The 23,145-nt window shown below is 44.9% G+C and carries 18 protein-coding genes; 1 reads left to right on the forward strand and 17 read right to left on the reverse strand.

The genetic code is table 11. From position 1 onward, the window contains the following. Together INP51_RS11590 and INP51_RS11595 are read right to left on the reverse strand one after the other, a co-directional pair. Window positions 1-2,079 (reverse strand): hypothetical protein, encoded by a 2,079-nt coding sequence (locus INP51_RS11590; protein ID WP_193735005.1) that lies wholly within the window; start codon window positions 2,077-2,079, stop codon window positions 1-3. Between the two features lie 228 nt (window positions 2,080-2,307). After that, entirely contained in the window at window positions 2,308-3,195 is an 888-nt protein-coding gene (locus tag INP51_RS11595; RefSeq protein ID WP_193735006.1) for an AraC family transcriptional regulator, read from the reverse strand. 219 nt (window positions 3,196-3,414) lie between these two features. Between INP51_RS11595 and INP51_RS11600 the strand changes: the two genes are divergently transcribed. Next, a complete protein-coding gene (locus INP51_RS11600) occupies window positions 3,415-4,041 on the forward strand; it encodes a superoxide dismutase (protein ID WP_193735007.1) in 627 nt (208 codons plus the stop codon). A 46-nt stretch (window positions 4,042-4,087) separates the two neighbouring features. Here INP51_RS11600 and INP51_RS11605 read toward each other — a convergent pair whose 3' ends face one another. From INP51_RS11605 to INP51_RS11675, 15 genes are all read right to left on the reverse strand, one after another. Continuing rightward, window positions 4,088-4,843, reverse strand: a complete 756-nt coding sequence (locus INP51_RS11605) for a LytR/AlgR family response regulator transcription factor (protein WP_193735008.1) — start codon at window positions 4,841-4,843, stop codon at window positions 4,088-4,090. Window positions 4,844-5,062: 219 nt separating this feature from the next. Further along, window positions 5,063-5,719 carry a class C sortase gene (locus INP51_RS11610; RefSeq protein ID WP_193735009.1) on the reverse strand — a complete coding sequence of 219 codons (657 nt, stop codon included), beginning with the start codon at window positions 5,717-5,719 and terminating at the stop codon, window positions 5,063-5,065. Beyond that, window positions 5,716-6,558, reverse strand: a complete 843-nt coding sequence (locus tag INP51_RS11615) for a class C sortase (protein ID WP_193735010.1) — start codon at window positions 6,556-6,558, stop codon at window positions 5,716-5,718. Before INP51_RS11615 ends, INP51_RS11610 begins: the two co-directional genes overlap by 4 nt. Continuing rightward, window positions 6,539-7,408, reverse strand: coding sequence for a class C sortase (locus INP51_RS11620; RefSeq protein WP_193735011.1), 870 nt, complete (start codon window positions 7,406-7,408; stop codon window positions 6,539-6,541). Before INP51_RS11620 ends, INP51_RS11615 begins: the two co-directional genes overlap by 20 nt. Window positions 7,409-7,555: 147 nt before the next feature. After that, a complete protein-coding gene (locus tag INP51_RS11625) occupies window positions 7,556-9,421 on the reverse strand; it encodes a SpaH/EbpB family LPXTG-anchored major pilin (RefSeq protein WP_193735012.1) in 1,866 nt (621 codons plus the stop codon). 54 nt (window positions 9,422-9,475) lie between these two features. After that, complete coding sequence (locus INP51_RS11630) at window positions 9,476-13,258, reverse strand: Cna B-type domain-containing protein (protein WP_193735013.1); 3,783 nt, start codon at window positions 13,256-13,258, stop codon at window positions 9,476-9,478. Between the two features lie 349 nt (window positions 13,259-13,607). After that, window positions 13,608-14,216 (reverse strand): YczE/YyaS/YitT family protein, encoded by a 609-nt coding sequence (locus INP51_RS11635; RefSeq protein ID WP_193735014.1) that lies wholly within the window; start codon window positions 14,214-14,216, stop codon window positions 13,608-13,610. 4 nt (window positions 14,217-14,220) lie between these two features. Next, window positions 14,221-15,375 carry an iron-containing alcohol dehydrogenase gene (locus INP51_RS11640; protein ID WP_193735015.1) on the reverse strand — a complete coding sequence of 385 codons (1,155 nt, stop codon included), beginning with the start codon at window positions 15,373-15,375 and terminating at the stop codon, window positions 14,221-14,223. Then, window positions 15,372-16,451 carry an ethanolamine utilization protein EutH gene (locus INP51_RS11645; RefSeq protein WP_193735016.1) on the reverse strand — a complete coding sequence of 360 codons (1,080 nt, stop codon included), beginning with the start codon at window positions 16,449-16,451 and terminating at the stop codon, window positions 15,372-15,374. The genes INP51_RS11640 and INP51_RS11645 overlap by 4 nt, the downstream gene beginning before the upstream one ends. After that, window positions 16,445-17,758 carry an amidohydrolase gene (locus tag INP51_RS11650; RefSeq protein WP_193735017.1) on the reverse strand — a complete coding sequence of 438 codons (1,314 nt, stop codon included), beginning with the start codon at window positions 17,756-17,758 and terminating at the stop codon, window positions 16,445-16,447. Before INP51_RS11650 ends, INP51_RS11645 begins: the two co-directional genes overlap by 7 nt. A gap of 11 nt (window positions 17,759-17,769) precedes the next feature. Next, window positions 17,770-18,519, reverse strand: a complete 750-nt coding sequence (locus tag INP51_RS11655; RefSeq protein WP_193735018.1) for a nucleoside phosphorylase — start codon at window positions 18,517-18,519, stop codon at window positions 17,770-17,772. A gap of 14 nt (window positions 18,520-18,533) precedes the next feature. Continuing rightward, window positions 18,534-19,427: an ABC transporter permease gene (locus tag INP51_RS11660; protein WP_193735019.1), complete on the reverse strand. Its 894-nt coding sequence runs from the start codon at window positions 19,425-19,427 to the stop codon at window positions 18,534-18,536. Next, the gene (locus INP51_RS11665; RefSeq protein WP_193735020.1) at window positions 19,424-20,515 is read right to left on the reverse strand and encodes an ABC transporter permease; all 1,092 of its coding nucleotides are present in this window, start codon (window positions 20,513-20,515) and stop codon (window positions 19,424-19,426) included. The genes INP51_RS11660 and INP51_RS11665 overlap by 4 nt, the downstream gene beginning before the upstream one ends. Further along, window positions 20,502-22,007 (reverse strand): ABC transporter ATP-binding protein, encoded by a 1,506-nt coding sequence (locus INP51_RS11670; protein ID WP_193735021.1) that lies wholly within the window; start codon window positions 22,005-22,007, stop codon window positions 20,502-20,504. Before INP51_RS11670 ends, INP51_RS11665 begins: the two co-directional genes overlap by 14 nt. Window positions 22,008-22,087: 80 nt before the next feature. Then, window positions 22,088-23,131, reverse strand: a complete 1,044-nt coding sequence (locus INP51_RS11675) for a BMP family ABC transporter substrate-binding protein (protein ID WP_193735022.1) — start codon at window positions 23,129-23,131, stop codon at window positions 22,088-22,090. Window positions 23,132-23,145: the final 14 nt, after the last annotated feature.

Raw genomic sequence — 23,145 nt, forward strand, 5'->3', positions numbered from 1 at the left:
TTAACTCCTTTCACCTGTCTCGCAAACGACGGGAAATGTTGTTCTTTTTCCGTCTATCTTTAATATGCCTGGTTTCGGCGTACATACCTCGACCGCTCCGTCTTCCAATCGAATGAATAAAAAGTCTTCACCGGTAAACTTGACATGCCTGCCATGTAAACAACAGTCTACCTGCAGCGGATTTTTGCTGTTCAATTCTCCGCTGCCGGTAAAAATAGCGCTGCCATCTTGAAACAGGCAGCCATTCTTCCACCGGTTCGGCCTTACCTCTGCTGCAAGAATTTCCTCTGCAAGGACTTCTGGCTTCGGAATCCTGCAATCCCTGGTCGCTCTTTCTATTATCTGGCAATCTGATTCCGATAAAAGAGTGCCATTATTGTATCTAGTACCTGTTCCATAAACAAGCAATTGATCTGGCGAAAGCTGCTGTAAAAAAACAAAACACCGGGGATCCATGCTCTCAGGCATCATCAGCACGACCATATCATAAGTCTGGTTCCCATATACCGCTTTACCATTCTCGATCTTCAGACTGCCATTGGCAATTTCCGTCGTCGGTACTAAATCAAACAGCAGTTTCTCATACAGTTTCGCTGCAGTACGAAATACCTTCTCCATATTCTTGTTCTGTGATGTCCAGCCAGGATGTGGATTGTCATACAGGCGCCAGTTTGTGAGAGCCTCCATGCCAAACAGCATCAAGACCCGCGAATCCGGCTGGGACGTTTGATGATCGTCAAGCAGGCGGACCCGGCTGTCCATCTTTTCTAGTTCCTCGAGCAGACCCGGCTGATATAATTGAAGAACATTTGGCTCATTGGGGCATTCATAGCCAAGATAGTGGGTTCTTCCGCCAAACCTAACATTATTCCAGGTTTCTTTGTAATATGTTTTTATATCCAAAGTACCCATGGAGTACCACATATTGTACCAGATGCTGCTGCCCCACTTGTGAGCCAGGGCAGTCCGGATCGGCATCAAAACGGTTTCATCGGTTTGTGCAATATCGCGGACTGCGTCCCACCAATAGAACCCGTTTTTAAAGACTTCGAAATTCAACGCTGAAACACTCCCCCACCAGGTCGGATGAACGCCATAGAACGCATCCGGTCCAAGAATCTCTTTTACGGCCTTTAGCATCTTTCTGTCATTATCAGCCATGATCTGGCGCAGATTCTCATTGTAACGATTAATTGCTGCAATACTCTTCTCTTCTTGTCCGGCAGGTGCATAGTATAAACACAGCATATCCTGATACATATCTCTGCCGCCATAGATCTTTCGATAATGTCCGGCCATCGCATCTGAGACAGACAGATGACGGATAAGCAAATTATTATTATGTTCATTCGGTCTGTCTTCTTGTACTTCCAGAATTACATCGTAACCCCACTCATCGCTGAATACTCCGTCGACATGCGCTGCTTTCGCCGTTTTGAGCATTGTTCGGTAGTAATCCATTAAATGTGGGGAAGCAAGATCTGGAATCGGCTGCAAAGTTCCTACAATGGCCAGTGCGGTTTTGCCCGCACTCTCCATTCCGCCCTGAATCGATAACGTGTTTTTTGGTCTGCCTTCCGCCGTCTTTTGTAAAGAATTATTGATTATCACCCTGTCCTTAATCACCTGACAGCTTTCCGGCACGTATTCTGTGTCTGAGTGTTTTTGAAATGCCCAGGCGCCCAGAACAACATCCGGCCCGTTCTCACCACTTACGCGCCAGAAATGATATACAGGTTCAATGTCAAGTTCCACGGATGCGTTGCCGTTTTCATCCAATTGTACTTCTACCATGTGTGCAAGCCAGGCCCGGTCCTTAGGGTACTGTTTAAAAAAACCCGCTCCTTCCTTGCGGATACAAGTCTCTGCATACAGCTTTTTCCCTTTTTTGTGCAGATAATCGGCACATTCACGGAAGTGTCCCTGCAGCACCTCATCATCAAAGGGAGCCCGTACCCAGTGGTCTGCAACACTGATTGCATCTGCACCAAAACGGTCGGTTAAGTCGGCAAGTTTTTCGATAAGATTGCTTTTCATCGAATGGTCATCCCATTTCCAGTATATGATAGATTGATTCATCTTCTCCTCCTGAACAGATTTTATCAATAAGATACAGGCATTGATTCGTACAACGTTTTTGTATAAACCTATTATAGTGCAGCCTTTTGTAGAAAACATTGCTTATATTGGGATGTTTTAGCATTATATTGGTCAAAAAGTCCTGCTTTTTCATGCTTGCATGAAAAAGCAGGACTTTGGGACTCGAACAAACATGAGAAAGCAACCCGATTAGGGTGTATTCTGATACTACAAAGTTGTATGCACCTCACATTGTTTTTTTGTCTTAGATGGAGAAACTCCGGTTTTGCGTTTATAAACCCTGCTAAAATAGCTAAAATCATTGAATCCAACAGCAAATGCCACCTCACTGATACTCATATCAGTTTCTTTAAGCAGCTCTTTCGCATGACTGATGCGCACGTCGTGCAGATATTCTATCACAGTCTGATGTAAGGTCTTCTTAAAGATCTTACATAAATAGAATTTGCTGATGTAGGCTGCTTCCGCTATCTGTTCTATGGTCAGGTTCTCCATATAATGATGATTTATATAATCTACGACATTATTGATACGGCTGTTATTCTTTATCTTCATCTCACGTTCCGAATTGGTCAGTACACGTACCATATATTGGCGCAGTAAGATAACCAGGATTTCCATGATATTTCCCTTGATTGCTAATTCGTACCCGCTTTCTTCCTTCTCCATCTCATTAACAGCCATTACGATATGTCCCGCCAGTTGTTCGTTACGACCTAGACTGTTTTCAAATATAATTTCCTTGCCAAGAATCGGCTGCATGTACCTGCTTTCTGACATATCAAAAAACCCGCTTTTAAGTATTTCTACATTAAAGATAATACAGTAAAGCCGCAAGGGCACCTGAATATGGGAACAAATGTGAAGCTCATAAGGATTTATCATGATAATTTCCCCTGCTCCTGTATGAAACAGATGGCCTTCACATTCTACATCCATAGCCCCCTCAATGACGTAGGTGATCTCTATATGTTCATGCCAGTGTAAATCGAATAATTCACCCGGCTTATTATACTCGAAGTAAAAAGCCCTCACGGGTATATTCTTGTCCGGCATCAAAACATCTTCATGTGTATTGATCCGCTTATTATTCATATTTTCATCGCCTTTCAGATGAATCGTACTCTGAATAGAAGTATATCACAAGATACCCATAATTTCCTCTTTTAACATGAATTCGTTAAAATCCTTCCCCCGCAAATCTCAAAAAAATACTTGACAATTTTAGTCAAGATTGGTATACTCTGGTTAGTTTATACTAACAATGTAAATTTGAGAACTTGAACCTACTCTTACAAGACAGGAGGTATCTTCATGTATACACAATATAAATTACCCTATTCCTACTATTCTCTGGAGCCATATATTGATGCACAGACAATAGAAACCCACTACGCCAAACATCATGCTGTCTACACAAAGAATCTGAATGATGCTGTGGCAAAGGCGGGTATTGAAAAAAATATTGAATCCCTATTATCTTCACTGTGGGATATCAGCGACAATTCATTACGTCAGACCCTCCGGAACAATGGAGGTGGATTCTACAATCACAATCTTTACTTTTCCACCATCGGCCCAGACGGCGGCGGGGAGCCTTCCGGTGCATTTGCAAGTCTGCTCAATGATGCGTTTGGAAGTTTTTCATCTTTTCAGGAAAAACTGAATGAGCTGGCTGTCAGTCGATTTGGTTCCGGATGGGCCTGGCTGTCTGCCAATTTTGATGGCAGGCTGAGGCTCTCTTCCAGCCCGAATCAGGACAATCCTCTGATGGAAGACTGGGGATATGTTCCGATTCTTGGGATTGATGTCTGGGAACATGCTTACTATCTGAAATATAAAAATGTCCGTGCCAACTACATAAAAGCATTTTATAATATCATCAACTGGAAGTCTGTAGCGGATAATTATGAGCGCATTCAAGACAGTAAACTGACTTAACAAAAACAAGGGGCTCACAGCTTATTCAATCAGGCTGCAAGTCCCTTCACTCATCCTTAATATCTTCAGAATCATAAACATGAAAGCGTGTGATATACTCTGCAAATTCTCTTTTCAGGGAATCCATATAAGTCACGCCGACCGGAACAAGCTCCCCGGTCTTTAAAATTAGGTTATGGCGACAAAACTTTGCAATATAGGGTAAATGCACAAGGAAAGACCGGTGAGACCGTACGAAATCATCTCCACGAAGCTTCACTTCTAATTGTTCCATCCTTCCATAGAATTTTGCCGTTTTTTCATCACCGTAATGTATGGTAACACGTCTTTGCCAGATTTCAAAATAGGAAATCTGACGCATTGGGATTACACCAGTCTCACCGTCGAATTCAAAGGTAAACAGTCGGTCTTCCGACAATGCAGCCAGCTTTGCCGCCCTAAGAAAAGTAGACTCGAATTTTTTATAACTCGTGGCCCCTTTTAACAGATACCGAACCGCATTCACATCGAAGGCGTCATATACATATTCTTCACTGATTGTCAAAAAAACAATCTGAGCCTTGCATCCGTAGTTCCGCATTTGATGCGCAACTTCCATTCCATTCATTCCATTCATCATGATATCTAAATAGAGAATATCAATTTGATCCGGTGTTTCGGCGTAGTGAAAAAGTAAGGATTCCCCACTTTCAAAGCAGGAAATCATAACCTCCAATTGGTTTTTCTCAGCAATCCCGGAGATGAGTTTTGCACACTTCCGGACGGAATCTCTGTCATCGTCACATAGAATTATCTTTAACATATTTTCCCTTCATCCCTCATGATATATGCCCGTATTCAAAAAAGGGTTCGACTATAAGTATTCATCTTTTGTATCCTTTACTTCTTTCACCTTTTTTTATTGCAGTCATGCTGACGAAACAAAGGATAACAACTTTTTATTATAAGTAATATCTTTGTCTAACAAACATATAACATCCTGAATTGGTGTTTTGATGTATTTAATTTCCATATTTACCCATCAAACCCGTTCACCAGTCACAATCAGGCGTTTTTTCTCTCCGCTAACCAGATAAGTACAAGTCAGTAACGTAACCAGATCCTTATCTTCTTGTATCTGCAGTTTTCCGGTATCCGTCTCATCGATGACTTCTTTTTTGTTCACCTTATAGGAAAGAGTTCCCTCTAAATTATGGATGTAAAATACATCCCCAAAATCTAAATGACTAATTTTACTAAACCATTCATGGTTTGCAAAGCCGGAATGTCCCGCCAGAACACAATGGGTTCCAATTCCGCCCATGGGAAGTGATGTCCCTTGAATGACCGCAATCCCACGCCCTAAGTTCTCTTCTGTCGCGCCAAGGTATATGGGCAGTTCCATCTTCAGGGAAGGCAGTTCAAGCACTGCAAAAATATCATTTGACTTGTCCCACTGCAGATCCTGTTGGAAGTCTTTTTTTGTATTTTCTTCGAACTCTTTTTCTATCTTCTGTATATCTCGAATTGCCTCTTTTTTCTCGTCTTCTGGCATTGTCGTAACAGATTCCCGATAACTGGAAACCAGTATACTGTCATTTTGTGCGCTCAGATATTTTGCAATCTGCGGATAGCAAAACATACCAATCCCCAATATCAGCAGGCTCCAGCCGATCATTCGTTGTCTCTTCTTTTTCATCTGCTGTCATCTTCCTTACTCTTTCTGCGTCTTTTTCTTACCACCAACAGCAGAAGCAATCCACCGCCAACAATTACTCCCACAAGAAGCTTGTCCTGATTCATTGCCCCTGATTCCGTAGAGATCCGGTCAAGTTCTGTGCTTGACGGTTCGTCCACGCGTCTGGCATGTACCAGAAGTCGTTCGTTGTTTATCATATACGGATGGCATGTCAACAGCGTCATAAGATCCCAGCCCGGTTCAATATGAAGCTTGTCAATATCCATTGGTTTAATCACCTCCGTGCTATAAACCTCATAATAGAGTTTTTCATCGAGGCTCTTAACCCAGAAAACATCTCCTTTTTTCAGCTTATCGAGATCTCTGAATAACTTAGCCTCAGGCAGGCCACGATGTCCGGTCAGTACGCAATGGGAAGATTCGCCGCCCACCGGCATAGACGTTCCCTCCATCCAGCCGACGCCGACTTGCAAAATCGCTTCACTCATGCCGTCATAAATCGGTAAAAAGACATCAATCTGAGGAATTTCAATATAGGCGAGAATCTCTCCGATATTTAAAAAGCTCTGATTGTTTTGCGTCGTCTCCCCGGAGAAGGGATCTTGAATCGTTAGATTGGAATCGGAAAGCTGCTGATTATATTTTCTCGCCGCTTGTAGCTTTTTCTCCTTCTCTTCCTCAGAGAGTTTTTTTAATTCTTCTTCATAATTCGATATTACGACCGTTTGATTTTTCTGGTTAATTGCATTGGAAATTACAGGATACAGTACAACCGATGCTCCTGCAATAAAAAACAAAACTAAAAATATGCGCCATACTTTATTTCCAATTTTCTTCATAGGTTCTTTTCTTTACTCTTGTTTGAATGAATTTTATAAAAAGTATCAGAATTGCAAAAAAAACGATGACAAACAGATATTCCTGATACTTGACGAGTGGCGAAATCTTTCTGTCCTGACTTTTTGCTTTTACGCCTTCGTTATATTCGGTTCGGTGGGCGCGAACCAGCATTCGATGGCTGTTAATCATATAGGGATCACAGGTGATCAAGGTTACCAGATCACGGCCTTCTTCAATCTCCAGCGCTGAGATGTCCGTTGGCAAAACCACGCGGACACTCTCTACTTCGTATGCCAGTGTCTCTTGAGCGGCATGTAAGAAAAACACATCTTTGATCTCCATCTGATCCAGATCGCGAAACATCCTTGCCGATGGGAGTCCGCGGTGTGCACTGATTACACAGTGCGTGCTATCCCCCCCGACCGGAAGTGAAGTTTTCGGCATCAGCCCTGCCCCCCGACTCAGGATCTCGTCGGATTCTCCATAGTAAATCGGCAATTCTATATCAATCCTGGGAATCTCAACATATCCCAGTACTTCACCAATATTTTTCATTTCAATGTTGACACGTTCCATGGCCTCCTTCTCCCGCGGCGTAATTGTTTCCGATCTGCTGCCTTCAAGATCTTTCACATACGCATTATAGCGTACCGCTTCTTCCCGCTGTCTTTGCCTTTCCCCTTCCTCCATCCGATCCATCTTCTCGTCATAATTCGAAATCACCTGAGTCTGACTTCTGTGGTTTATATTGCTGGAAATCAACGGATAGAGAAAAGTCAGCAGTCCAATAAAAAAGACAACCAGAAAAATTGTTCTTCCACACAGAATATGTAATATTCTTTTTTTCATGGCACCTCCCTAAAGTTCTCTGTCAACCCAAAAGTATTCTGCAGCCATGTCAAACATACTGTTCACGCTGCAGAACACTTCTCGATTGACAGCTTCCCTCGAAGCTGTCAATGCGATTTCTATAGTTATGTAGGATCCGTCAATCGGTTAATCTGCGTTTGTACGCTTTCCTTTTTTCAGGAAGTACGCCGCCACAATCATCATCGTAATACCTCCGACGGTAAGGATGAGCGATCCGATTCCGCCGGTCTGAGGAATCTGAAGCCCTTTGTTATTCTCAACTTTTATAAAGATTTCCCCATTATAACTTTCCTTGGTAATTGAGAAGGATTCCGGAGTTTTTAACAGATTATACTGTGAACCGTTCAGGCTTGGTGCCTTTGTCTCTACCAGCCAATAGTATCCCCCCTTTAAACCTTTAATTTCAAAAACACCATCACTTTGGGATTTCATGACAACATCCGCACCGACAACAGGGGTTACAAATTTCGATGTGTCATTTGCATCAATCAAAGCCTGTGTCCATTTTAACAAATCAGTACCCGTTGCATTTTTTGAAATCTTAAACTCAGCGCCGGGCAGCATAATCGTATTATCCTTGCCATCTACCTTTTTAAACTGTGCGCCACCGGTCCAGACCGTTGGAATTGTCGGCGGCTCCACCGGACCCTGGGGATCGTCCTCTGTGTCCGTTCCTGTGTTGTTTGTAAAGTTCAGCTTTGCATCATTCGGAATCTCCGAACCCATAACCGCTGTATCATTAATGCTGGTTGCATAGGAAATTGTAATCTTCTGCCCTTCAAAATCCTTGATCGAAGCAGGGTTAAACGCAACCGTCAAGACATTGGATGCATAGTTTACCGTATAATGTGTTCCCGCTGTTAAGACGGTGCCGTCAGCCGCTTTCACCTGAAATCCGTCTGCTGAAGCAGTTCCCTTAAAATCAAGACGAGTATCAATCGTATCTGTGACATTGAACTTTGTATAAGTTTCTATATCTTTTGGTACGCTTACCTTAATCGACCAGTTAACGGTCTCACCGACCTGGGAGGTCCCGCCGGCGTCTTCTTCTTTTTCAATCGATGGTCTTGCTTCATTCTTGATTTTAATCAAAGGACCATCTTGAAATGTATAATTGGGACCATTCGTTGCTGTAATCTGACCTGCGGACACTTCAAAGGACACAGGTCTGGTATCCAGTAAATAGCCATTTGGTGCCACAGTCTCCACCAACTGGTATTTTCCCGCCGAGATATTTTGCAGCGTCAGTCCGGCATCCGTAATTGTGATGGATCCGTTATTGCCAAGAGAAGTGTCCTTTACATAGCCAGGGGCAAGCGGATTTCCGCCCTCATCCACTCTATCTTCGACCCATTTCCGGATTTCAAATGTTGCATCACCGATGGGGTTATTCTCCGTGTTCACTTTTAAAAGCTCCAGATCCGGGGAATCCACCACGTTCTTAGGATATACATGGAGTGCCTTAGCACCAATTCCAAAATTCTCTGTACCATTTGCCTTTGTAACCGGAAGTGACAGCATGAACGGAACCCCTAAATATTCTGTTACGTTCAGCTCATCCGCATTTTGCTCAGCGAATATATACGTTCCTTCTGATAGAAAATGTGCTGTTGTCATACCGTTCGAATCCGTCGGGTCAAGCTCTCCGGTAAGTCCTCCAACCAGACCTGGGTTGGCATCAAAGTAACTTTTTATTGCATCATAGTTTGTAAGTGCACCAATAGCATCCAATTCTGCATCGGTAGCTGTGTCTCTTATCTGCCAAAATTCAAAGACAACCCCTTCCAGCCCTTCGGCACCGGCCAGATTGGTTCCGGTAAAATCAGTGATTTCCTCGCCGTCATGATCTTCCAAGGAGGTTCCTTGTGCTACCTTCATCTTGTGAATGACCACGTCTGTAAGTGGTACCTCTGGGTCAGCATATGCCGGAATCACTGCACTTAAGGCCACCACCAAAGCACATAACAACCCCGTTATTTTCTTCTTGAACATAACTTTTTCCTCCTGTTTTTTATTCTGTAGCATTTTTATAAAAAATGACATGTGTCAATTTCTATCCGTAGATTTTTTTTTGCGTCGTTTGGCTATGATAGCCAGCAGCATCAGTCCCCCACCGATAAACAACAGGTAATATGTCCCGTGTCCTCCGGCAGCTGGCAGCTTAGCGGATCTCTTATTCTCAATCTCATATCCGCAGGTATAGGCCCCAGCTTCCTGTCCGGTCAATGTAATCGGCTGCAGGGTCACACTTCCGAGAGACACTGTAACGTTTCCTTCTGAATCGAATTCCAATATTACATCTTTGGTTAACAGATTATACCCGGAAGGTGCTTTTGTCTCCGTTAGCTTATATGTTCCGGGCTTCTGCCATGGAATATCGAAGCTGCCCTGTGCATTTGTTTCCAGGAGCAGACTGCTTACCTCATCACCATCCGAATCGAGTACCTTTTCCGAATCCTCCGCATTGCTAAGTGTAAATCTGGCCTTATCCGCCGTTATCGGCGTCCCGTCAGAGTCTACCTTCAACATCCGAATCGGTTTGATGGCAAGCGTATTCGTAAGCTCCATCCCAATAATTCCCGAAACGTCTGTCTTATAGCTTACCTCTGTTTCGTAGCCGGGTACCGCCCGTTCCTGCACTTCATACGTATACTCATACCCCTTATGCAGGCCGAAATCGAAGTTCCATTCTTGGTCTTCATCCGGTGTTACCTGTATGGTCTCAATATCTTGAATAAAATCTCCTTTAGCACCCGTCTGCGTATTCCGTTCATACTGCTTCAGTGTCAGCTCAATCGCAGAGGGACGCAGTCCCAACAGGTTGTCCATATCTGACCATAGCTTTTCGCCTTTGGGATTGATCCAGTAATCCAGATCGCGTTCATACAGGAAGGTATGGGTATAACTGATCCTATCGGCTTTATCCAACTCTACACTGATTTCCTTATCCTGTGGCTGCCCGGAAGAAAGAGTCTCCCTGAACTTCCAATAAGGAGAAATTCCTGCCGGAAGTGGCTGACTGGCTCCTTCATAGCTCTTAATCTCTACCGTATCATAGCCAAATGTGGGCTCCGCAATGACTGCTCCCGACACATCCAAGGGGATTCCATACAAATCTTTCTGGGAAATACGCACATACTGACTGTCATCATTACTCTTGCGGACATTGTCGGAAGTGTCTGCATACAGCTCTTCATTTGGCGGCGATGCAGTTTCCCCTTCCCCATTATGTAAGGCATTGGCGAGTGTGTAAAAGTTATCTGTCACAAAAGATGCCCCAACGTAGTCCGTTCTTTCATACTCCCGCACGCTGGCAGCATTCTGTGAATAGCGGAGATTCTCACCCCAGAGAATCAGCCTTCCATTATCCGTTACATCTACTGTAAATGTTTCGTCTCTCGCCTCTGTACCGGATACCAGTTCCCCGCTCAGCAATTCTCCCTTTTGTGTATAAGCAGGATTGTTATACAGCGCCATAAATTCACTGTCCGTCAGTTCACCGACATCGATATTGAAATCATTGTTTCCGCTGTCATACGGAATGAATACATATTTTAAACTGGCTACATTTGAGTACAGGTCTGCCAGCAAGCTGTCACTATGGTATGAGGCCGGAAGATGGACAGTAACTGTCGCGGTTTCCATACTGTCATCGTCATCGGTTTTATATACTTTGCGCTGCGGTTTCTCTGCATAGATATCAATCATATCGATGGTAGGAGCTCCCCGCATATACATGACCTCATAGGTATACCGGTCATACAGACCCGAAGTTGTACTGCCGTTTTGATCGTATTTGTTCTGATAGTCCCATCCCCAGGCAATCGCACCGGAACCATCATTTCCCCATTTGAAGAGGTTGCCATCCGCATCGATAAACGCATATGCGGAAAGGCTGCAGTCCATCTGGGCAATATAGGGCACTTCCTTAAACGCCAGATCAATCCACAGCTTTTCATCCGGATCCGTCGCCGGCATGGCTTCGATCCCAGGGGCAATCACCTTTCCGCTGCTGTCCACCTTATAGTATTTACCATTGGTCAATCCACTCACACCGTCGGCCGAGGCTGCACGGACACACTTAATCCGTTCTCCGTCAACACTAAGCACTGTTCCGTCAGCATCCTTCAGCATGTATTTTTCGTCATAAATCGTCGGATGTAAATCATTCAGAGCGTTAATACCATAGCCGAATCTGGTGGTAGGCCGAATATCTCCTCCCAAATAGACCGGAAGCTTTGCGCTGGAATCATAGATCTGTGTATCTCCATCTCCGATAATCTTTGGTACCTGCTGTGCTGCAGCGGATCGAATCAGCTCATCGTTAGAATCCTCATAACCTCCTTCACGGCCAAATCCGAAATAGTATCCGGAGCCCCAGCCCCAGGGTCTTCCATGCTGGTCGATAAAATAGCAGACCATTTCACTGGCAGTTACCACTGTGGCTTTCGGCTGATAACCATATTCCGCCACCTCCGCGCTGTCAAGAACAATCTTTTGCGGTGCCATCTTGATTACAGCACTGTTGGCAACGATGCCATCGCCATAAGTACGTCCCCACTCCCATGCGTCGCCATTTTCATCAGCCACAACTGTGCGGTCATGGCCTCCATCCTGCAGTCGTGCATAGGAGGTATCCACATCTATAATCCGTGGCATTCCGCTCTCCGAACGGTCTATCATCACAAAATTATGGTTAGATAATACAGTATTGCCAAATCCCTGTTCGCCATTGGCATTTGTACCACAGGTCCATAAATCCCCTTTATCGTCCAGAATCTTGGCCGAGACCTCTCCGATAACCACTTTCACAATCTTTCTCGTTCCATCTGAAAAATCCGGATGAATCGTAATCTTGGTGGGAGTACCCACATTTGAGATACCTCCAGTACCCAATTTTCCACTTGGATAGTTCGACCCCCATACCCAAAGCTCGTCATTTTCATCAAGTGCTGCGCAGGCACCTTGTCCCAGATATGCATCGCTTGGGAAAATATGCTTAATCCTGGGCAGTCCGGGAACCTGTTGCGGTGTATAATTATGTGTACTATAAGAATTATTCCCCATTTGATAAGTCGAACCATCTCCCCATGCATAAACGATGCCATCATCACTTAAGGCGTATCGGGTTTCATAACTGGATCCGATTTCGGTAATTGTTATATTATTATTTACAAAGTAGGGAATCCGCTTCATGCCACCATAGTAATTCGGCGCCGCAATGACACCGGTAACATTTTCAACCGTTCCTCCGATTCCCAATTCTCCATAGAGATTGTATCCAAACGACCAAATCTTCCCGGCCGCATCAAGGGCCATTCCTCCCATACAGCCGTTTGAAAACTGCTTGAATTTTACCAAAGAAATCTGACCATAGCGGTTTGCATCTGCAGCACTTTCGCCTGGGGTATTTCCGGCAAACGGTGCTATGGGCATCAGTTCCTCCTGTTTGACAGGAAGTTGCTCTTCCTGTTCTTCATCTTGTTCTTCTTTCGTTTCTTCTGTTTTTGTTTCTTCTGTTTTTGTTTCTTTTGTTTCTTCCTTTATAGATTCTTCCTCAGAAGTTTCTGCACTTTGCTTTCCTTTTTCGCTGCTGTTTTGACTCTCCTGCACGCCGTCGTGTTCTTTAGTTCCCGATTCATAGTTCTCCTGTGCTAAATTCTGTTCTTCTGTTTCCGACGATTCAATGTCAGTATCACTCGTCACCTCTGCCGGCATATCACTCACTTCTCCGGCACGAACCGGTTCCTGAACTCCCGTGTATAGCAGTAGAAAAATAAGCAAAAAACATAAAATACGCTTTCTTTTTTGGCTTTTTCGTGTTTTCATCTAACTCCCTCCTGTCTAAGCACACTATAGTCAGAATTTAACATGAATTTTACACTATTTACCTGAATATAAGTGTATAAAACACTTTTATTCAGGTTTTAATGTTAATAATTTCACTATTATCAATAATAATACAGTAAAAAAATACGAAATAGTATTGAAGTGTCCTAAATTGGCAACTTGATGTCTTAAATGATGATATTTGTCTAATTTTCATATATTTTGGCCATGCAAAAAGGAACTGCGATTGCAGTTCCTTTTTGCAGATCATTTATTCTTTTGTTCTATAATTATTTTAAAAACTATTTTTTCACCTTAATCACTGCTAATCTCAGTCCTTCTTATGCTTTTAAGTGATACGCTGCAAGATTTTATCTGCAATTCCAACCGTACCCTGTATTATATACCCATTCACGAACATAGACACAAAGGTAGCCCACCCAAGTCTTCCACCCAGCGCAAAGCCCGCTGCTGTCAATATGATATCCAATATAATTCTTACCTTTCTGATATTAAGCCGGAATTTTTCCGAAAAATAAACCATCAGAGCGTCGATCCCCGCCTCTCCCAGGCATGCCGAGATGTAAATACCAATTCCCACTCCCACAAACAGAATTCCTCCGCTAACTGCCAGCATTCTAAGCCAGAACAAAGCTTGGCCATCACCTTGAATATATGGTGCAAACCAATTGACAAAAGCACCTACCAGCACACTGTTTAAGATTGTGCCAATTCCAATTCTGCTCCGGTCCAGGAACAACAGCACCAACAGTATGCTAAGCATCAAAAGTTGAGAAGCCAGACCCAAAGAGATGTGGAACACATTGCTCAAACCGGACTGAAAAATCGACAGCGGATCCAGTCCGAACCCTGCTCTTACCAGGAGATCTATGCCAAGTCCCATAATCGCACTCCCAAGGATTACGATCATTATTCTCATGAACAATTTCTTCTTCATGTGCTCACATCAGACTCCGGAATGCATCCTCAATCTCCTCTTTCGAAGGTTGATAGAGATTGTGACGCAAGCTGGTATCCAACAGCGTCTTGTCTGCCAGAAGGGAGAAATCCTCTTCCTTTACACCAAGTTCTGCCAGACAACGTTTTGTCCCTACATCCTCTGACAGCTTTTCAATCCGTGCAATCAGATAGTCTGCCTGTTCCTGCATTTTCATACCATTACATTCCACTGGAAATACCAGACCGCTTAATTTTGCGTAGCGCTCTATGGCACGCTTATCTTTCATATTCAGACGCGAAGCCGTAGGCATGAGTATTGCATTGCACAGCCCATGGGGCAGATCATACACAGCACTCAGCTGATGAGACATGGAATGAATCAACCCGCAGCCCGCATTTCCGAAAGACAGGCCTGCAAGAAACTGAGCCACGGACATCGCCTCCCTCGATTCCTGATCCGGACGATGCACAGCATCTTTTAGGTGTCCAAAAATCAGACGAACCGCACTCACAGCAAGTTCACAGGTAATCAGAGCGCCATCCGTGGAGACGTAGGACTCTACCGCATGTGTCAGAGCATCCATGCCGGTTCCTGCGGTAAGAGAAGGCGGCATATCCATCATCAGCTCATAGTCCTCTACAGACAGAACCGGAATTACGTTTTGATCAAAGTTACCGTATTTCTCATTCTTTTTCTCGTCAACAACCACGTAATCCATTGTACATTCACTTCCGGTTCCCGCTGTTGTCGTGACAGCGATGAGCGGATAGGTACAGCGGCTCTTATTGACACCCCGGTAATCCTCGATTTTACCGCCATTTGCAGCAAGTACCGAGACTGCCTTAGCGCAGTCATGCGCAGAGCCGCCTCCCACAGAAATCAAAAAGTCACACTGATTCGCGGCGAATTGTTCCGCTCCCCGATTCACATTGTCCGTCGTCGGATTGGGCTTAAAATCGCTGTAGATGTAGTATCCTGTTCCTTCTGCATCCAGTGTATCCGTCACCTTGCTGACAAGTCCTGTGCTTCTCAACTTGTGATCCGCTACAAGAAATGCCTTTTTCAGGTTTCTCTTATGAATTTCTCTTTCGATTCCCCGAATACACCCAAATCCAAACAATGTGCAGCTGGGTGAATCATATTCAAATATACTCATGCTAATTTCTCCTTGGTCAATTTATTATTTTTTGTCGCAAAGTAAGCCAGTACAACTGCCAATACTCCGCCCGTCAGTTTCGTTATCATCATAGGAACGACCATCTGTGAATCAACAGACCGGGTATATGCATAATGGGCCGTAAGGATGCAGATGGAATGCGTGTACCACGCGGCGGACAGCACAATTCCCCGCCGATCCATATCCTTGATCATCACAAAGACGGAAATCACATTCACACAGGAGATGGGGATCGCCGCCACGGACACATCATTGATATGCAAAAGCTTTCCGACCGCAGAAAGCGGCCGTTTCAGTAAACGGATGAACAGATAAGCCAGCGGTATACTTCCCAGCTGAATGACACACATGTCTGTCACAACTGCCAGAGCGTCTTCAATAGCGCCCAGCCCGGGTATAATGGAAATCTTCGTGATATATGTAAATGCAGCAATTCCCAGACTTAAAATCGTGATGGCTTTCAAAAACCATGCAAAAGCCATAAACCCTCTGATCACCCGTTCCTTTAACACCAAAAATCCAACGATCACAAGGGCGGAAATAAAGAGTACCGGAACCGTATTCAAAAGCAGGAGCGGAAGACGTATTCCCATAGCCAACCCTCCCGCCACAGAGCCCACCGGAATGGTCACAATGCCAATCAAAACCCCTGTGACAAAGTCGTCTTGCTTCTCTGGGGTAATCAGTCCAAGAGCCACCGGAATGGTATAGACTAAAGTAGCGCCCAGTGTAGAGGAGACAATCAGCCCGGAATAAAGCCCGATCTCCTGCTTTTCAACCATCGCCATAGCAAGGGGATATCCCCCCATGTTGTTGGCAAGGATACATCCGAACATGGCAGGATCAATTCCAAACACTCGAAAGACCGGGGCCACCACGGCGTTGCTGACCTGGCCGAGAACGGGAGCCAGGCAGATGATTCCCACCATGCTAAGCGCCGTAGAGCCCATACATAGGAATCCTTCCTCGAATTTATCGCCCAGCTTTAATCGATTTCCGCTTATATAATCCACAGCACCGATCAATGCCCCGATCGCTATGAGAATATTCAGCATTCCCGCACCTTCGCTTTTTTCCGATGACAGATACGATTTACACGCTTTGTAACCTCATACAACACACGTTCCCGGTCTATCGTGAGAAACTCCCCATTCTTATAGACAGTCTCTCCGTCTATCACGGTCATATACAGATCCGAACTCTGGGCGGAATACACCAGATTGGCCAAGAGATTGTGTGTCGGCAGCAAATGCGGTTTGTCCATATCCAATATGATAAAGTCTGCCCGCTTCCCCATCTCAATTACACCGCAGTCCTTTCTCCCTTGCGCATGGGCACCATTTACCGTTGCCATTTTCAAAATCATCGCCGGGGGCAGCATCGTACTGTCATGAAATGCACCTTTCCCTGCAAGAGAAGCCAGATGCATCTCCTCCATCATATTCAAGTTGTTATTGCTTGCCGCCCCATCTGTGGCAATGATCACATTGATTCCATCATCTACATAAGTGCTGATCGGTGCAATTCCGCTTCCAAGCTTCATATTTGAGGATATGCAGTGCGAAATAGAGGCACCGGATTTTGCCATAATCTTTCGATCCTCGTTTTCAAGATATACACAATGTGCTGCCAGTACCGGATTTTCAAAGATACCGCAGCTCTTTAAGTATTGAACGGGTGACATTTCGTTATGGCGCTCCTTGCACTCTCTGTGCTCTTTTTGTGTTTCTGATATATGGGTGTGGACAATCAGCCCCTGATCCTTTGCAAGCTCTGCCACGGCTCTCACCAACGTATCACTTGATGTGTACTCCGCATGCAATCCAGCGTCCACTTGTATGCGATCGTCTTTTCGTTGTCTTGTTTGTTTTAAAAGTGTCAGGGTATCTTTCCAGCCCTTTAAGTTCTCCGGTTTCGTCTGCTCATCCGACGAGGACAGCCCATGGCAGATATTTGCCTTGATTTTTGCCCCATCTAACGCGCGGGCAATATCCAGAATATGAAAGTACATATCCGAGATAGACACACAACCGCTGGAGATTAGTTCCATAGCACCCAACAGTGCTCCGTAATAACAATCCTCTCCTTTCAGATTCTCCTCGAACGGAAACATCTTTTTTGTCAGCCAGTCACTCAAGCTTAAGCCTTCCCCCAGGCCGCGTGCCATCGTCATAGGCACATGGCAGTGGGTGTTATAAAATCCTGGCATCATCACTTTCCCTTTGCCGCTGATAAACGCTCCCGCGTATCTCGTCACCTCTTTGGTCCCTACATAACTGAAACGGCCGTTTTCCACCAACACATTCGTGTGCTCCACTGGCTGAAATTCTTTATCTAAAATCGTGATATCCTTTATTAACATAGGCACCTCTTTTATTCATCAATCTCAACACTGATCACAGCGTCCAGTGCAATCTCAATCTCCTGATTCACCGCCTGAGCTACCATATTCTCGTCTGGCTGATATCCTTCTACGCCCACCAATTCAAATGCAGGCGCATCCGCCGCGAGAATCGCTCCCGCTTTCACTTTGTGCAGGCTTGCCACAACAAGTAAACCTGCCACCTCATTCTCCATGGCAATCACACCTGCTTTCATATACAGGCGAACCATCGATTCCAGAAGTCCCGGATAAAACAGTGCCTGCGTGAGGACAATCCCGCTATGTGTTTCTATCTGCAGATGATTTGCACTATTCTCAAGCGCTCTTTGCACATCGGCATCGGCAATCGCGGGATAAGACATCGGAATCATTTTCTCCGTCACACCGTCCTCTCGGCAAGCCGCTTTGGCAATCACAATACTGCCCGCCGTAATCTCCTTTTGCATTCCGCCACAGGTTCCAACACGGATGATAACCTTGGCTCCGGCTCTGCACAGACTTTCGAACCCGATTACAGCACCGCCCTCACCCACGCCATGCGAGGTGACTGTGACAGGTATGCCCTTCCAACTGCCCACATACGTATGATATTCTCTGTTTTTAGCCAGACATTTCATGTCATCCAATTTACGCGCAATCTTCTCTGCACGTGCAGGATCCCCACAGGTAATGACTCTGGGATAAATATCGCCTTCGCAGAGTGCAATACATGGCAGAACATCTCTTTTTTTCTTTTCCATATTCAATACCTCTTCTATTTCTTTTTTAATTTTTTATTTCCAAAAGCAGATAATGCTATGATCGTTGCAATGTAGGGGATCGTCAGTGTCAGCTGCGACGGAATTACATTCTGCAGTGACACACCAATCGCCTGACAGAATCCAAAAAACAGGCTCGAAACAATGATGAGAATCGGCTGATTCTGTCCCATACTTGCCGCTGCCATCGCAATGTAACCTCTTCCGGAACTCATATTCTCTGAAAACAGAGTCACTTGTCCCATACTGAGCACCGCTCCGCCAAGACCGCAGAGTGCACCAGATACCAACACCGCAATCATCTGAATCTTCAGGCCTTTGATTCCCATACTGCCTGCCGCCTCTTTATTCTTCCCAACACTTTGAACATGAAAGCCCTGTACTGTCCGGTATAGATAGACAAACATCGCCGCCGCCAATATGTAGGATAAATAGTCAATGAAAGTCAGATGCTCCAAAACACGTCCGACAAAGAAGATATCCTTTACTACAGGAATCGCAATCTTAGGCAGAGGTTTCAGGGCAGGGTTTGAAAAGCTTCCCTTTACTCCCAGAATGGTATACAAAAGCACACTGGTCAGTCCGCTGACCAAAAGATTCACAGAAGTGCCAATCACCATGTCTGCAGCTCGATACTTAACCTGCAAAATTGATACCAGAGAAGATATAGCTGCTCCCGCCAATACACTGCACAACACTGCAACATACACATTTCCCGTGTAATAATTGACGACGATACCGACAAAAGAACCGATCAGTATCTGACCTTCCAGCGCAATGTTGAATACACCTACCTGGCTGCAGATCGCGGAACCAAGCGCCGCCAAAAGCACCGGGGTCGTAGACCGTATGGTTGAATTGATGATAACTGCTAATAGATTCGTATTCATGACGTCTCAACCCCTCCATTCTCCTGTCTTTTCTTAAGTTTTCGTCTCTTTAAAAAATCCATTCCCAATTTAGCTGACACAAACAATGTGATACTACTCTGGATTACCGTAGACATCTGAAGCGGAATGCTTGAGGATCGCTGAATCGCCTGTCCTCCGACCTGCAGGCCGGAAAGAAAGATAGATACTGCAAGAATGCCAATCAGATGCAAATTCGCAATCAGTGCCGCCATCAATCCCGTCCATGCATAGCTGGTACTCGTAAACATATTGTCTGTATAGCGGTATTTCGTGCCAAAGATCTCACAGATTCCGGCGACTGCCGCGATCGCACCACTAAGAGCCATGGTCTTTAACATAACCTTTCGTTCGAATACCCCGCCATAGCGGGCAAATCCGGGATTCAATCCCGTCATCTTCGACTCATAGCCAAAGACAGTTTTCCTCTCCATAAAGTAAAACAGGATTGTCACAATTACTGCGAGGATAATTCCAAAGTTCAGTGTATTGGAAGAGCTGAACTGAAGAAACCTTGTACTCTTTGGGATCGTCTTCGTCATAAGCGACAGTCCATCTCCCGAGTGGTCCTTGAAGGGATAGCTGACCAGATAAGAGGCGATATAATTTGCCACGTAGTTGAGCATCAGCGTACAGATTACGATGGAGCTGTTAAATTTCATATTCAATACAGCCACAAGCGATGCATACAGGCCGCCTGCAATCATACCAATAACGATTGATAAAGGCAGCAGCAAAAATCCCGGAAGGGGCACATAGATCGCCACAATGGTCGCGGCAAATGCTCCCGTTATCATCTGCCCTTCCACGCCGATATTGATATATCCGGCGCGCCATGCCGCCGCGGTGGCAATACCGCAGATGATAATCGGTGTTGCTCTCGTCAGTGTCTGTGTCAGATAATAGGGATCAAAAAATGATTTTTCGAACATATTCCTGTATATGACGATCGGATTTTCTTTGGACAACAGGATAAACACTGCCCCTACCAGCAGCCCCAGCAAAGTTGCCACAACGGGTTGAATCATGATTTTTGCAAACTGTTTTATATAGGACTTAAACTTGTTCATCGTGACCTCCCATCATCAGATAGCCTGCCTTCTCAGCGTCAACCTGATCTCTGTCGAATTCGCCTCGAATTTGTCCGTCGTAAATCACATAGACCCGGTCAGACAACGACAATACCTCTGATAATTCTGAGGATACAAGGAGAATACCATCTCCACTGTTTCTCTTTTTGACAAGCTGGTCGTGAATAAACTCCTGTGCGCCAATATCAACACCCCTCGTGGGTTCCGCCGCGATCAAAAACTTCGACTGATGTTCAACTTCTCTGGCTACAATCAGTTTCTGGATATTACCTCCTGAAAGAGCACCTGCCCGGTCTCTTATATCGCTGTATTTCACGCTGTATTTCTTTAGCAATTCCATTGTGAATTCTCGACTATGTCGTTTATTCATAATTCCATGCGCCGAGAACACCGGTTGATGTTCATATCCCATAAGTGCCGTCTCCTCCAGATCTGCATTTACCGCACAGCCAAAATCATAACGGTCTTCCGGAATGTGTGCACAACCCGTATCTCTTATTTCCCGAACCCCTTTTTGCGAAATGTCCTGCCCATTCAGTTCTATCTTTCCCTTCGACGCGTGCAAAAGACCGGTAAGACATTGAATCAGTTCCGTCTGCCCATTTCCGGACACACCGGCCAGACCGACAATCTCTCCCTCCTGAATATGCAGGCTTAAGCCTTTGATTATTGGAACACCTTCACTCTCATAATATAGATCCTGTACCTCAAGGACTTTATCCCCTGGTGTCTTCTTCGGAATCTTTCGAGCCGCTATCCCCTTTCCGACCATCAGGCAGGAAAGTTCCTTGATATCCGTTTCGCAGATTTTTCGTTCACCGACGTATTGCCCTTTACGCATAACCACCGCCCGGTCTGCCACATCCATCACCTCCTGAAGTTTGTGGGTGATAATGATGATGGTTTTCCCCAGACTGGCAAGATGCTTTAAAGTCTTTAGAAGTTCGTCAATTTCCTGAGGAACCAGCACGGCGGTAGGCTCATCAAAGATAATAATGTCTGCGTCTTGATACAACACTTTCAAGATCTCGATTCGTTGGCGCATACCCACGGAACATTCCTCCACCTGCAAATCAGGATCAATATGTAATCCATACTCAGAACTTAAGTTTTGTACAATCCCCCTCGCTTTTTTTCTGTCAAAAAAGCCGCTTTTGGCGGGTTCTTTCCCATAGACAATATTTTCCGTCACAGTATAGTCATTAAAAAGCATAAAGTGCTGCTGCACCATGCCGATGCCATGTGCTATAGCATCTTGTACCGATTGGATATTGATCTTTTCACCGTTCATGAAAATCTCCCCTGCATCCGCCTGGTTTAAGCCGTACAGAATCTTCATGATTGTCGTTTTTCCAGCACCGTTCTCACCGATTACTGCCAATATCTCTCCTTTGTTCAATCCAAAGCTAACATTGTCGTTTGCAATGGTCGGACCGAATGTTTTTGTAATATTCTTTAATTCCAGGAACATGTATGATTCCTCCTGCTGTAAAAGGAAGCGATGATCTGCCATAGAGATCGACGATACACCACTTCCCTTTGTCCTATTGATTATTGAACATAGCCTTCTTCATCTGGCACTACAGACAGATCAATTTCTTTATTCTTGATTTTATCTGCAGTGTCCTTCAGCGTCTCTATATCCTCGTCTGAAAGTTTATCACTTCTTGGATTTTCGCTGTCATGAGTTACAAATACCGCTCCAATCGCACCTTCCTCAATTCCCAGGGACTCATTGTCTGTACTCCACTCTCCGCCGAAATACTGATCCATCAGATACTGCATCGTTGCGTAGGTATCCTTGATCTGACTTGTCACGATCCACGGATTGTCCGGGGATGTCAAATCGACATCTTGACCCGATGTGTAGAATTCCTTTTCCTTGGCCGCCTCGAACACTCCTTTATCACCTCCCGCTGCTGCAGAGTTGATAAACTGACATCCTTGCTCGTACTGCTGGATCGCATATTCTTTTGCTTTTGCGGGATCATTATAACCTCCCACATAGTTAAAGATAAACTTTACATTCTCCTTCTCGGACTTTACACCTTCCATATATCCCCATCTCCACTTAAAACTACTGGGTCCTTGGGATACATGCACCGCGCCGAAGACATTTGTGTCGTCATCCGTCACCATTCCGGCAATCTTTCCAATCAGGTATGCGCCCTCCTGCTCCCGATACGAAATACACTTTACATTGTCAACATCCACTTCCGAATCAATCATCGCATAATCCGCTTTATCCGGATATTCCGTGGCAACCTTACTGATCGCGTCCGTAGCCTGCCAGCTTCCGCCAATCAGAAGATCTACACCTTCCTCCACCAGTGCCCGACAATTATCCTCATACGCAGCCGCGTCCTCACACTCTGCGATGATCGGCTCAAACCCATATTTTTCTGCGCTGGCTTTTAACCCGTCAATCATGTTCAGTACAAATACCTGTGTTCCGGCCACATCGCTGACAAGAGCAACCTTCTTTTTCTTTCCCTCATCTTTTTTATCGTCTTGTTTTTTCGAATCCCCACACCCTGTCATGATCGCCATTGTCATGCAGAGTCCAACTGCTACCAGTTTTCTGAATTTTTTCATTGTTTTCCTCCTCC

Origin of the sequence: Blautia liquoris (assembly GCF_015159595.1) — a bacterium.
Lineage (GTDB): Bacteria > Bacillota > Clostridia > Lachnospirales > Lachnospiraceae > Novisyntrophococcus > Novisyntrophococcus liquoris.

What these genes read in the sequence shown, in the direction of transcription:
- INP51_RS11600 (WP_193735007.1), top strand. Translation starts at nt 3,415, where the DNA reads ATGTATACACAATATAAATTACCCTATTCCTACTATTCTCTGGAGCCA.
- INP51_RS11620 (WP_193735011.1), bottom strand. Translation starts at nt 7,408, where the DNA reads ATGAAAAAAAGAATATTACATATTCTGTGTGGAAGAACAATTTTTCTG.
- INP51_RS11675 (WP_193735022.1), bottom strand. Translation starts at nt 23,131, where the DNA reads ATGAAAAAATTCAGAAAACTGGTAGCAGTTGGACTCTGCATGACAATG.
- INP51_RS11590 (WP_193735005.1), bottom strand. Translation starts at nt 2,079, where the DNA reads ATGAATCAATCTATCATATACTGGAAATGGGATGACCATTCGATGAAA.
- INP51_RS11655 (WP_193735018.1), bottom strand. Translation starts at nt 18,519, where the DNA reads ATGGAAAAGAAAAAAAGAGATGTTCTGCCATGTATTGCACTCTGCGAA.
- INP51_RS11610 (WP_193735009.1), bottom strand. Translation starts at nt 5,719, where the DNA reads ATGAAAAAGAAGAGACAACGAATGATCGGCTGGAGCCTGCTGATATTG.
- INP51_RS11645 (WP_193735016.1), bottom strand. Translation starts at nt 16,451, where the DNA reads ATGCTGAATATTCTCATAGCGATCGGGGCATTGATCGGTGCTGTGGAT.
- INP51_RS11650 (WP_193735017.1), bottom strand. Translation starts at nt 17,758, where the DNA reads ATGTTAATAAAGGATATCACGATTTTAGATAAAGAATTTCAGCCAGTG.
- INP51_RS11640 (WP_193735015.1), bottom strand. Translation starts at nt 15,375, where the DNA reads ATGAGTATATTTGAATATGATTCACCCAGCTGCACATTGTTTGGATTT.
- INP51_RS11665 (WP_193735020.1), bottom strand. Translation starts at nt 20,515, where the DNA reads ATGAACAAGTTTAAGTCCTATATAAAACAGTTTGCAAAAATCATGATT.
- INP51_RS11670 (WP_193735021.1), bottom strand. Translation starts at nt 22,007, where the DNA reads ATGTTCCTGGAATTAAAGAATATTACAAAAACATTCGGTCCGACCATT.
- INP51_RS11630 (WP_193735013.1), bottom strand. Translation starts at nt 13,258, where the DNA reads ATGAAAACACGAAAAAGCCAAAAAAGAAAGCGTATTTTATGTTTTTTG.
- INP51_RS11635 (WP_193735014.1), bottom strand. Translation starts at nt 14,216, where the DNA reads ATGAAGAAGAAATTGTTCATGAGAATAATGATCGTAATCCTTGGGAGT.
- INP51_RS11615 (WP_193735010.1), bottom strand. Translation starts at nt 6,558, where the DNA reads ATGAAGAAAATTGGAAATAAAGTATGGCGCATATTTTTAGTTTTGTTT.
- INP51_RS11605 (WP_193735008.1), bottom strand. Translation starts at nt 4,843, where the DNA reads ATGTTAAAGATAATTCTATGTGACGATGACAGAGATTCCGTCCGGAAG.
- INP51_RS11625 (WP_193735012.1), bottom strand. Translation starts at nt 9,421, where the DNA reads ATGTTCAAGAAGAAAATAACGGGGTTGTTATGTGCTTTGGTGGTGGCC.
- INP51_RS11660 (WP_193735019.1), bottom strand. Translation starts at nt 19,427, where the DNA reads ATGAATACGAATCTATTAGCAGTTATCATCAATTCAACCATACGGTCT.
- INP51_RS11595 (WP_193735006.1), bottom strand. Translation starts at nt 3,195, where the DNA reads ATGAATAATAAGCGGATCAATACACATGAAGATGTTTTGATGCCGGAC.